We start from the raw sequence: 12,780 nt of genomic DNA on the forward strand, positions 1-12,780 counted from the left end.
TCCTGTCGAAGCTGCCGAAGGCTGCGATCTTTTGATCTTCAAGGCCTTCACATTCAACCAACAATTCCCCGCTTTCCCCTCGCTCAGCCTTATGGCAACTTGCAGGCCCTTATCGAGAGCCGAACCATGGCCAACCCCTACCGCGAACTGTTCAAAGCCCCAGGCAGCCGGGCTTTCGTGCTGGCCGGGATGATCGCGCGCATGCCGATTTCCATGACCGGTATCGGCCTGATCACCATGCTCTCCCAGTTGCAAGGTGGTTACGGGCTGGCCGGTGCGGTGGCGGCGACGTTTGCCCTCGCGACGGCGTTTTGCGCGCCACAGGTTTCGCGTCTGGTGGACCGTTTCGGGCAACGCCGGATCTTGCCGGTGTCAGCGCTGATCGGTGGCGGGGCATTGCTGCTGGTGTTGCTGTGCACGCGTTTGCAGGCGCCGAACTGGACGTTGTTTTTGTTCGCCGCGCTGGCCGGTTGCATGCCGAGCATGTCGGCGATGGTGCGGGCGCGCTGGACCGAGGTCTATCGCGGCCAGCCACAATTGCAGACCGCGTACGCCCTGGAATCGGTGCTCGACGAAGTCTGCTTCATTGTCGGACCGCCACTGTCAGTGGGCCTGTGCGTGGTGGCGTTCCCCGAAGCGGGGCCGTTGGCGGCGTTGCTGATGCTGGCGATTGGCGTCACGGCGTTTGTCCTGCAACGGGACACGGAGCCGGCGATTCATCCCCATGAAGAACACCATCAGGGCTCGATCATTCGTTCCGCCGAGATTCAATTGCTGATGCTGTTGATGGTTGCCATGGGCACCATTGTCGGCGTGGTCGATGTGGTCAGCGTGGCGTTCGCCCAGCAACAGGGCCAACCGGCGGCGGCGAGCATTGTGTTGTCGGTGTATGCCATCGGCTCGTGCCTGGCCGGGCTGGCGTTCGGGGCGTTGCGCTCGAAAGTGCCGTTGCCGCGATTGTTTCTGTATGGCGGGGTGGCGACGGCGGTGACTACGTTGCCGTTGTTGCTGGCGAGCAACATTCTCGGGTTGTCGCTGGCGGTATTCGTTTCCGGGCTGTTTTTTGCCCCGACGCTGATTGTGGCGATGGCCTTGGTGGAGCGCATCGTGCCGCCGGCCAAACTCACCGAAGGGCTGACCTGGCTGGTCACCGGGTTGAGCATTGGCGTGGCGATTGGCGCGGCCAGTTCAGGGTGGCTGGTGGATGCGTTCGGTGCACGCAGCGGGTTCTGGGTGGCAATCGTGGCGGGGGCTGTCGTTCTCGGTTCCGCAATCCAAAGCTTCCGTCACCTCAAGTAATTCATTCACCCATTCTGTGGCGAGGGAGCCTGCTCCCGCTCGGCGGCGAAGCCGTCGTAAACCCCTCAGCCAAGTGTTACGTGGCATACAGAGGCGGCTGGTTCTGGGGCCGCTTCGCAGCCCAGCGGGAGCAAGCTCCCTCGCCACAATTCAGTATCCACCTAATTCCCCGCGGCGCTCATCCGTTCTCTTTACAGACAACTTTTCGAGGTAAGCCCGGTGACCCAGCTGACATTGCTGTGCCTGCCCTATTCAGGCGCGAGCGCCATGGTCTACAGCCGCTGGCGGCGCAAACTGCCGGAGTGGCTCAAGCTGCAACCGGTGGAACTGCCGGGGCGCGGCGCGCGGTTCGGCGAGCCCTTGCACACCGACATGCGGCACCTGGCGCTGCAACTCGCCCAGGAACAGAAAGCCACGCTCAAGGCGCCGTACGCCCTGTTCGGCCACAGTCTCGGCGCTTTGCTGGCCTGCGAAATGGCCCACGCCTTTCACTCGCTGGGTTGCCCTGAGCCGGTGGCGCTGTTCGCTTCAGGCACCGCCGCGCCGACGATGCGGGCTGACTACGACCAGGGTTTTGCCGATCCGAAAACCGATGCCGAGCTGATCGAGCAACTGCGCACCCTCAATGGCACCAGTGAAGAAGTGTTGGCCAATGAAGAGCTGATGAGCCTGACGCTGCCGATCCTGCGTGCAGACTTCCTGCTGTGCGGCCGCTTCGAGCCGATCCAGCGTCCGTTGCTGAAATGCCCGGTGCACGTGCTTGGCGGCAAGGCTGATCGCGCGACCACCGAACAGCTGATCGGCTGGAGCAGGGAAACCCACGGCAGCTTCTCCGTGGACATGCTGGCCGGTGGTCACTTCTTCATCCATGAGCACGAAGCCAAGGTGTTGCGGGTGATCAAGGACCAGCTCGATGTTCACCATCGCCGGCACGCCATGGCTGCCACTGCCTGACACGGCCAGATTTGGGAGCGGGCTAGCTCGCTCCTACATTTGATTTGCCGCAACCTGACATCCCGCGATCCGCCTCCGCTGACACTTGTTCTCATTCGCTAATTTTTCCGGTCTGCATTCGTTTTATAGGGACGACGTGCCTTTGTGCTTCCCGCCACTGATCCGGATGCTTAGAAATGAATGCTGAAGACTCCTTGAAACTTGCTCGCCGGTTTATCGGGTTGCCCCTGGAAAAGCGCCAGATGTTCCTTGCGGCCTTGCAAAAGGAAGGCATTGATTTCGCCCGGTTCCCGATTCCTGCCGGCGTCGAGGCCGAGGATCGCCAGGCGTTGTCGTACGCCCAGCAACGCATGTGGTTTCTCTGGCAACTGGACGCGCAAAGTGGCGCCTACAACCTGCCGGGGGCGGTGCGTCTGACCGGGCGGTTGAACCTGCCTGCGCTGGAACAGGCCTTTGCCAGTCTTGTGGAGCGTCACGAAACCCTGCGCACGGTGTTCCAGCGTCAGGCCGACGACAGCTTGCTGCAAGTGCCGGCCAGCGCGCCGCTGGTCATCAAGCAGGTGGATTTCAGCGCATTGCCGGCCACTGAGCGCGAACGTGCCGTCGCCCAGGCGGCGGAGCAGCAATCGGTGTTGCCCTTCGATCTTTCGGTCGGTCCGTTGCTGCGCGTGACCTTGCTCAAACTCGCCGAACAGGAACATGTCCTGCTGCTGACCCTGCACCACATCGTTTCCGATGGTTGGTCGATGAACGTGCTGATTGATGAGTTCATCCGCTGCTACGACGCCTTCGAGGCCGGTGCACAACCGCAACTCGCGCCGTTGCCGATCCAGTACAGCGACTACGCCTTGTGGCAACGCCGCTGGCTGGAGGCGGGTGAACAGGCGCGTCAACTGGATTACTGGCAGGCGCAACTCGGCGACGAACACCCGGTGCTGGAACTGCCCACCGATCACTCGCGCCCGGCAATGCCGAGCTATCGCGGCACTCGTTACGAGTTCGCTGTCGACCCGCAACTGGCCGAGCAACTGCGTGCCACTGCGCAGAAACACAACATCACCCTGTTCATGCTGTTGCTCGGTGCGTTCAACGTGCTGCTGCATCGCTACACCGGGCAAACCGATCTCCGTGTCGGCGTGCCGATTGCCAACCGCAACCGAGCGGAAATCGAAGGCCTGATCGGCTTCTTCGTCAACACTCAGGTGCTGCGCACACAGCTTGACGGCCAGACCCGCGTCGACGATTTGTTGCGCGCCATCAAGGAGACCGCCCTCGGCGCCCAGGCCCATCAGGACCTGCCGTTCGAGCGTCTGGTCGAAGCGCTGAAACTGGAACGCAGCCTCAGCCACACGCCGCTGTTCCAGGTGATGTACAACCACCAGCCGCAAGTCGCGGACATGTCCAGCATCAGCACCGCCTCCGGTCTGGTGTTGGATGCAATCGAGTGGGAAGGGCGCACCACGCAGTTCGACCTGACCCTCGACACCTATGAAAAGAGCGGCAAGCTGCACGCCGCACTGACCTACGCCAGCGACTTGTTCGACGCACCGACCATCGCACGCATGGCGCAGCACTGGACGCGCCTGTTGCAGGCGATGGTGGTCGATACGAATCAGCGGGTCGGCGAGCTGCGGATGCTGGCGGCGGAGGAACAGCAGGTGCTGGTGCATGACTGGAACCGCACCGCCGAAACTTATCCCGTCGAGCAATGCGTTCATGAATTGATCCACGCCCAGGCCTCGCGCACGCCCGAGGCGCCCGCGCTGGTGTTTGGCAATCGCCAGCTGACTTATGCACAGCTCAATGCGCGCACCAATCAATTGGCCCACTACCTGCGCGAGCAGGGTGTCGGTCCCGATGTGCTGGTCGGGATCGCCGTCCAGCGTTCGCTGGAAATGGTCATTGGCCTGCTGGCAATTCTCAAGGCTGGCGGCGCCTATGTGCCGCTCGATCCGGAATACCCGGTGGAGCGCCTGGCCTACATGATCGAAGACAGTGCGATTGGCGTGTTGCTGACCCAAAGCGCTCTGGTCGGCACGCTGCCGACCGAGGGCATCAAGGTCATTGCACTGGATCAGGACGAGGCTTGGCTGGACGGTTACCGCGAAACCTGCCTGTCGGTGTCGGTGCATCCTTTGAACCTGGCCTACGTGATTTACACCTCCGGCTCAACCGGCAAGCCCAAGGGCGCCGGGAACAGCCATGCGGCGCTGGTCAATCGTTTGTGCTGGATGCAACAGGCGTACGGGCTGGACGGCAGCGACTCGGTGTTGCAGAAAACCCCGTTCAGTTTCGACGTGTCGGTCTGGGAGTTCTTTTGGCCGCTGATGACTGGCGCCCGTCTGGTGGTGGCGCCGCCGGGCGCGCATCGCGAACCGGCGCGGCTGATCCGCCTCATCGGCGAGTTCGGCATCAGCACCTTGCACTTTGTGCCGTCGATGCTTCAGGCGTTTATCCACGAGCCGGGCGTTGAAGCCTGTGCCAGCCTCAAACGCATCGCCTGCAGCGGTGAAGCCTTGCCACTGGACGCTCAACATCAGGTGTTCGCCAAACTGCCGGGCGCCGGGCTGTACAACCTGTACGGTCCGACCGAAGCGGCCATCGACGTGACCCACTGGACCTGCGTTGATGAAGGCGCCGACAGCGTGCCGATCGGCCGGCCGATTGCCAACCTGCGTACCCATGTTCTGGACGCACAGTTGCTGCCGGTGCCGGCGGGTGTAGCGGGGGAGTTGTACCTGGGTGGCGCCGGTCTGGCGCGCAGTTATCACCGCCGTCCGGGGTTGACCGCCGAGCGGTTTGTGCCGTGCCCGTTCCATGACGGTGCGCGTCTGTACCGAACCGGCGACCGCGTACGCCAGCGTGCCGATGGGGTGATCGAATACCTCGGCCGCCTCGACCATCAAGTGAAGTTGCGCGGCCTGCGTATCGAGCTGGGGGAAATCGAAACCCGCCTGATGCAGCATCCGCTGGTGCGCGAAGCCGTGGTCCTGGTGCAGGGCGGCAAGCATCTGGTGGCGTACGCGGTGCTGGAAAACGTCGAGCCGCAGTGGCCGGAAACCCTCAAGGCCTGGCTGCTGAGCAGCTTGCCGGAATACATGGTGCCGACCTACCTGATGCCACTGGATGCCCTGCCAGTGACCGCCAACGGCAAACTGGACCGCAAGGCCTTGCCGCAACCGGATGCGGCGCCGCAACACGCGTTCGTCGCGCCGCAAGATGCCATGCAGACGGCGCTGGCGCAGATCTGGCAGGACGTGTTGGGTCTGGAGCGCGTGGGACTCGAAGACAACTTCTTCGAGCTGGGCGGCGACTCGATTATCTCCATTCAAGTGGTCAGCCGCGCCCGTCAGGCCGGCATCCGCCTCAGTCCACGCGACCTGTTTCAGTACCAGACGGTGCGCAGCCTGGCGCTGGTGGCGGCGTTCGACAATCGCAGTTCCATCGATCAAGGGCCGGTCAGCGGCGAGGTGCTGCTGACCCCGGCGCAACATTACTTTTTCGAGCAAGCCATCGCGCAGCCGCAACACTGGAACCAGTCCTTGCTGCTGACGCCGCGCGAAGCGCTGAACCCTCAAGCCCTTGAAGCCGCGCTGGTCGCGGTGATCAACCATCACGATGCCTTGCGCCTGCGTTTCACCCAGGGTGTCGATGGCTGGCAGCAGTGCCACGGATCGCCCGTCGAAACGGCGGAACTGTGGCAGCGGCAGGCGTCCTCGAGCGAGGCGTTGTCGGCGCTGTGCGACGAAGCGCAACGCAGCCTTGATCTGGCCGATGGGCCGTTGCTGCGCCCGTTGCTGGTCAGCCTCGAGGACGGCACGCAACGCCTGTTGCTGGCGATCCACCATTTGGCGGTGGACGGCGTGTCGTGGCGGGTTCTGCTCGAAGACCTCCAGCAGGCCTACGCCCAATTGGCCGCTGGCAGCGCCGCGACGTTGCCCGAGAAAACCAGCGCCTATCAACACTGGGCCGGACACCTGCAAGAGCATGCCCGCACCCTGGATCAGCAACTGCCGTACTGGCAGGCGCAACACGCCGATGCCCGCGACCTGCCGTGTGAAAATCCGCTGGGCAGCCTGCAGCATCGCCACGGCCACAAGATCGAATCGAAGCTCGACGCCAGGTTGACGCGGCAGCTGCTGCAAACAGCCCCGGCGGCCTATCGCACTCAGGTCAATGACTTGCTGCTGACGGCGCTGGCGCGGGTGATTTGCCGTTGGACCGGGCATCACTCGACGCTGATCCAGCTCGAAGGCCATGGCCGTGAAGACCTGTTCGACGCCCTCGACCTGACGCGCACCGTAGGCTGGTTCACCAGTTTGTTCCCGGTACGCCTGCAACCTCACGCGGAAACGGCGAACGCGATCAAGACGATCAAGGAACAACTGCGCGCGATCCCCGATAAAGGTCTCGGCTACGGGTTGCTGCGCTACCTCGGCGAGCCGGCTCAGCGTCAGTCCTTGCAAGGATTGCCGGCACCACGGATCACCTTCAACTACCTCGGCCAGTTCGACCGTCAGTTCGATGAGGACGTGCTGTTTGAACCGGCGCTGGAAAGCGGCGGTCATGCCCAGGGTGACGACGCGCCGCTGGCCAACTGGCTGACCCTGGAAAGCCAGGTCTATGGCGGTCAACTCTCGTTGCAATGGGGCTTCAGTCGCGACATGTTTGCCGACAGCACCGTTCAGCAACTGGCCGATGCCTACACCGAAGAACTCACCGCGCTGATCGAACATTGCTGCGTAACCCCGACGGGGCAGGTCACGCCGTCGGACTTCCCGCTGGCACGGATCAACCAGGCGCAGCTGGACGCGTTGCCTGTCGCGGCCCCGGCCATCGAGGACATGTATCCGCTAACACCGATGCAGCAGGGCATGTTGTTCCACACCTTGTATGAGCCGCAGGCCGAGGCCTATATCAATCAACTGCGCCTCGATATTCAGGGGCTGGACCTGGCGGCGTTCGGTCGGGCATGGCAAGCGGCGATCAACCGCCACGACATTTTGCGCAGCAGTTTCCATTGGTTGGGTCTGGAGTCTGCGCATCAGGTCATTCATCGTCAGATCGACCTGCAATTGCAGGTGATCGAGGCCGCCGATATCGACCTCGATGCGCTGGCCGCCGAACAGCGTAGCCGTGGTTTCGAACTCAGCGCCGCGCCGCTGCTGCGCCTGATGCTGGTGCGTCAGGGCGGCGACGCGTGGCACCTGATCTACACCAGTCATCACATCCTCATGGACGGCTGGAGCAACGCGCAGTTGCTCGGCGAAGTGATTCAGCATTACGCCGGGCAGGCACTGGCCAAACCCCTGGGGCAATACCGCGACTACCTGGGCTGGATTCAGCAACAGCCACTGGCGGCGGGCGAACAGTTCTGGAAGCAGGCGCTGGCCGCCCTCGAAACGCCGACGCTGCTGGCGCAAGCCTTGCCGACGCCGGTCGAGGGGCGCGGCATGGGCGAGCATCACCTGACGCTCGAAAGCGCCGCCATGCAGCGTCTGACCGAGTTTGCCCGGCAGCAGAAGATCACTCTCAACACCTTGTTGCAGGGCGCGTGGGGTCTGCTGTTGCAGCGCTACACCGGTCAAGCATGCGTGGCGTTCGGCGCGACGATTGCCGGGCGATCCGCGCCGTTGCCGGGCATCGAGCAACAGTTGGGCCTGTTCATCAACACCTTGCCGATCATTGCTACGCCATACTCGACGCAGCCGGTCAGCCAATGGCTCAACGAGCTGCAAGCGCTGAACCTGAGCTTGCGTGAGTTCGAGCATGTGCCGCTCTACGACATCCAGGGCTGGGCCGGACAGCAGGGCAACGCGCTGTTCGACAGTCTGCTGGTGTTTGAAAACTTCCCGGTGGCCGAAGCGCTGAAGCAAGGCGCGCCGGCGGGACTGACCTTCGGCGCATTGCGCAATCACGAAATCACCAGTTACCCGCTGACCCTCGGCATCGAAGTCGGCGCCAGCCTGCGCCTGGAATTCAGTTTCGATCAGGCTTTGTTCAGCACCGTGCAGATCGAGCGGCTGGGCGCGAACCTGCTGCAGGTGCTGGAGCAATTCGTCGCACAGCCGCAACAGGTTCTAGGGGCCGTGAGCCTTCTGGATGCCAAGCAAAAAGCCCAGGTGTTGCGGGGCTCGCGTCCCGCCGCGCCGCTGCTGGACAGTCCATTGCTGGCGCATCAACGCTTCGAGCAACAAGCCGCACGCACCCCCGACGCATTGGCCGTGATCGTCGGCGAAGAGCGACTGACTTATGCACAGCTCAACGCTCAGGCCAACCAGCTTGCCCATCGCCTGCGCGAGCACGGTGTGGCGCCGGGGCAGCGGGTCGGCCTGTCGGTGCGGCGTAATGCGCAGATGATCGTCAGCCTCATGGCGATCCTCAAGTCCGGCGCCGGTTATGTACCGCTGGACCCGGACTACCCGGCCGAACGCCTGGCCTACATGATCGAAGACAGCGGGATGGACCTGCTGTTGGCGCAACCGGAACTGCTGGCGGATGTCGCATTGCCCGAAGGCCTGCCGCGTCTGGCACTGACGGCGGCGTCGCTGGCCGGCTACTCCATGAGCAACCCGGTCAACCTCGCCTGCGCCGAAGACCTCGCGTACCTGATTTACACCTCCGGCTCCACCGGCCGGCCGAAAGGTGTGTGCCTGGCCCACGCCGCGTTGCGCGAATTCTGCGTGATTGCGGCGGACTATTCGCAACTCAGCGCCGATGACCGCGTGCTGCAATTCGCCACGTTCAGCTTCGACGGCTTTGTCGAACAGTGCTACCCGCCCCTGTGCGTGGGCGCGGCGCTGGTGTTGCGCGGTGATGAACTGTGGGATACCGACACCTTGTACCGGCAAATCATCGAACAGGGCGTGACCCTGGCGGACTTGCCTGCAGCGTACTGGTATTTGCTGGCCCAGGAATGGGCGGCGCAGCCTCAGCGCGACAAAGGTCGGCTGCGTCAGGTCCACGTCGGTGGCGAAGCCATGTCGCTGGAAGGCCTGAAGCTCTGGCATGCCGCCGGTCTTGGTGATGTGCGCCTGCTCAACACCTACGGGCCGACCGAGGCCACCGTGGTCTCCAGCACGCACCTGTGCACCTTGGCCGACACGCAAAACCTGATCGGCGTGCCGATTGGCCGCGCGTTGCCCGGTCGGGCCTTGTACGTGCTGGACACCGAGGGCCATCTACTGCCCACCGGTTGCGTGGGCGAGTTGTGCATCGGCGGTGACGCCGGCATTGCCCAGCACTATCACCAGCGTCCGGGACTGAGTGCCGAGCGCTTCATCGCCGATCCGTTTTCCACCACGCCGGGCGCACGCTTGTACCGCAGCGGCGATCTGGCGCGGTATCGCGAAGACGGCGCGCTGGAATACCTGGGGCGCATCGATCACCAGGTGAAAATCCGTGGTTTCCGCGTCGAGCTCGGTGAACTGGAAGCGCACCTGCAAGGCTTGCCGATGATCAGCGAAGCGGTGGTGCTGGTGCAGGAAGGCGTCGTTGGCAAGCAGTTGATCGGCTACGTCGTGCCAACGCTGTCGGACGCCGACTCGCGTCAGCTCACCGAAACCGTGCGCCAGGCTTTGGGCGAGCGTCTGCCGGACTACATGCTGCCGGCGCAACTGGTGGTGATGAGCGCATTGCCGCTCAACCGCAACGGCAAACTCGACCGCGCCGCGCTCCCTGCGCCTGAGGTCTGGGAAACGGTGGCCGGCACCGCACCGCAAGGCGAGCTGGAAATCGAGCTGGCGCAGATCTGGCAGCAGGTGTTGCACGTCACCCGTGTCGATCGCGAAAACAGCTTCTTCGAGCTGGGCGGGCATTCGTTGCTGGCCACGCAGATCGTCTCGCAGATTCGCCAGCGCCTGGGCCTGTCGGTGAGTTTGCGCAGCCTGTTCGAACACCCGCGCCTGCAGGATTTCGCCGCTCAGGTGCAAGGCCTGCGGCACGTCTGCGAACGCCCGGCGCTGGTGGCGGACCTTTCCGGCGAACGCCAGCCATTGTCCTTTGCCCAGCAACGGTTGTGGTTCTTGTGGAATCTCGAGCCCGACAGCTCGATGTACAACATGCCCGGCGCCTTGCGGTTGCGCGGCGAGTTGAACCTGTCGGCGTTGCAGCAAACCTTTGAAACCCTGGTGCAACGCCACGCTGTGTTACGCACCACGTTCCATGAGAAAGACGGTCACGCCTGGCAGCGGGTACACACTGAACTGCCGTTGAGTTTCGTTGCCAGCGACCTGCGGCATTTGCCAGACCCGGACGCCGAAGCCGCGCAACTGGCCCGAGAAGAAGTCGCCCGGCCGTTCGATTTGCGCCATGGCCCGTTGCTGCGGGTGCGGGTGTTGCAGGTCGCGGATCAGGAGCATGTGTTGCTGCTGACGGTGCACCACATCGCGGCAGATGACTGGTCGTTCCGGATTCTGATCAATGAGTTCGTGACGCTGTATCCGACCCTCAACCGGGGCGGCGTCGCGCCGTTGCCGGAACAGGTCGTGCAATACGCCGACTTCGCCAGATGGCAGCGCCAGTGGCTGGAGCAGGGCGGCGAGCTGCAGCGTCAGCTCGATTACTGGCAGGCGCGCCTTGGCCAGCCGCAAGCCGTGCTGGAGCTGCCGGGCGACGGCGATCAGCGTCAGGCGCAGGAAGGCGCCAGCCACCATTTCACCTTGAATGCGACCTTGAGTCAGCAGTTGCGCGACTTCGCTCAACAGCGTGGATTGTCGCTGTTCATGGTGCTATTGGCCGGCTTCACCCTGGTGTTGCGTCAGCGCACCGAGGTCAGTCGTGTGCGCATCGGCACCGATATCGCCAACCGAAATCAAGTTGAGCTTGAACAAATGGTCGGCTTCTTCGTTAACCAATTAGTGCTGCAAGTGGAGGTGAACGCTGACGAGGCTGCCGGGCAACTGCTGCAAGCCTGTCGCCGCGCGGTTCTGGAGGCTTCGGACCATCAGGACCTGCCGTTCGAGCGACTGGTGGAAGCGTTGCGTTTGCCGCGTCGGGCCGGGCGGTCGCCGTTGTTCGACATCAAGTTGATCTACCAGGAAGGCGTCGGTCGATTGCCGTCCATGGACGGCCTGCTGGTCGAGGATTTCCCGTCGGGCCGGCAAGCCGCCGAGATCGGCATGGTCGCTGCGTTCTACAACGAGGCCGAACACATTCACCTGAGTTTCGAAACACCCGCCGGGCAGTACTTGCCGAGCACGCTGCAAAGCCTGTTCGAACAAATCGAGGCGGTACTGCAAGCGTTGTTGCGCGCCGACGAGCTGACGGTCAGCCAATTGCTGGACCTGGCCACCGATGTGCAGCGCCGCGCCGATGCGCGCCTGAACGAACAGCGCAAGGCGTTGCTGGGCGGGCGCATGGCGATCAAGCGCCGTCGCGGCACGCCGGCAACGCAAAGCACGGCGGACTGATTCATTGCGGCGGCGCCAATCGGGCGCCGCCGTCATCATTTTCTGGAGGGGTTTATGACTGTTTCAACCACCAAGTCCATTCCCAAAATCGGTCGCGGTGCACGCAAGAGCCTGTCCACCGACCCGACCCGGCTGGTGAGTTTTGCGCCGATGTTCGACGGTGCCAGCATGCCCCTGGTGTGCCGCCCGGCGGTGCCCGGCGTCAGCCTGGTGGAGTGGGCGACGGAGAATCGCGCGCTGATCGAAAGCAAGCTGCTGGCCCACGCGGTAATTCTTTTCCGTGGCTTCCAGGTGGCCGACATTGCCGAGTTCAACCGCTGCGTGGCGGCGATTTCCGACGGGGCCCTGGAGTACCTGTTTCGCGCTTCGCCACGGACCCAGATCACCGGCCAGTTCAAGATCTACAGCTCCACCGACTACCCGGCAGCGGAGAAAATCTTCCCGCACAACGAGCATTCCTATTCGCCGGTGTTCCCGCGTCACCTGTACTTCTACTGTGACACGCCCTCGACCACCGGCGGCGAAACCCCGTTCGGCGATACCCGCGAAATCCTCGCGCGAATCGACCCGGCCGTGCGCGAGGAGTTTCAGCGTAAACGCATCATGTACGTGCGCAACTACGGCGACGGCATGGGGCTGCCGTGGCAGACCGTGTTCCAGAGCGAGGACCGCGCAGAAGTCGAAGCCTACTGCGCCAGAATCGGCATTCAGGCGGAGTGGAAGTCGGGCAATCGCCTGCGCACCCGGCAAAACGGCCCGGCGATCGTGCGCCATCCGCTGACCGGCGAACGCATCTGGTTCAACCACGGCACCTTCTTCAACGCGCTGACCCTGCCGGACAGCATTCGCGACAACCTGCTGCGTGAATTCGGCCCGCTGGACCTGCCGCAAAACACCTTCTTCGGTGACGGCACGGCCATTCCCGACGACGTCATCCGTCACCTGCAAGGCATCTATCGCGACGTGATGGTCGAGTTCGCCTGGGAGAAGGGCGACGTGGTGCTGCTGGACAACATCCTCAGCGTGCATGCGCGCAACGAATTCACTGGCTACAGAAAAATCCTCACGGCCATGGCCATCGCGCAGAAAAGCGCCGACCTGGATCAGGAATAAGGAC

At 63.3% G+C, this 12,780-nt stretch carries 4 protein-coding genes; all 4 read left to right on the plus strand.

The window, feature by feature from the left end; translation table 11 throughout:
* Positions 1–126: 126 nt before the first annotated feature.
* The 4 genes from ACM6I5_RS03495 (at position 127) to ACM6I5_RS03510 (ending at position 12,776) form a co-directional block, all read left to right on the plus strand.
* Entirely contained in the window at positions 127–1,299 is a 1,173-nt protein-coding gene (locus ACM6I5_RS03495) for an MFS transporter (protein WP_017337588.1), read from the plus strand.
* A 219-nt stretch (positions 1,300–1,518) separates the two neighbouring features.
* Positions 1,519–2,253: a thioesterase II family protein gene (locus ACM6I5_RS03500; protein ID WP_414883193.1), complete on the plus strand. Its 735-nt coding sequence runs from the start codon at positions 1,519–1,521 to the stop codon at positions 2,251–2,253.
* A 176-nt stretch (positions 2,254–2,429) separates the two neighbouring features.
* A complete protein-coding gene (locus tag ACM6I5_RS03505; protein ID WP_414883194.1) occupies positions 2,430–11,663 on the plus strand; it encodes an amino acid adenylation domain-containing protein in 9,234 nt (3,077 codons plus the stop codon).
* Positions 11,664–11,717: 54 nt separating this feature from the next.
* A complete protein-coding gene (locus ACM6I5_RS03510) occupies positions 11,718–12,776 on the plus strand; it encodes a TauD/TfdA family dioxygenase (RefSeq protein ID WP_414879169.1) in 1,059 nt (352 codons plus the stop codon).
* The last annotated feature ends 4 nt before the right edge of the window (positions 12,777–12,780 follow it).

Origin of the sequence: Pseudomonas sp. IT-P171 (assembly GCF_949767765.1) — a bacterium.
Classification (GTDB): Bacteria; Pseudomonadota; Gammaproteobacteria; order Pseudomonadales; family Pseudomonadaceae; genus Aquipseudomonas; species Aquipseudomonas fluorescens_B.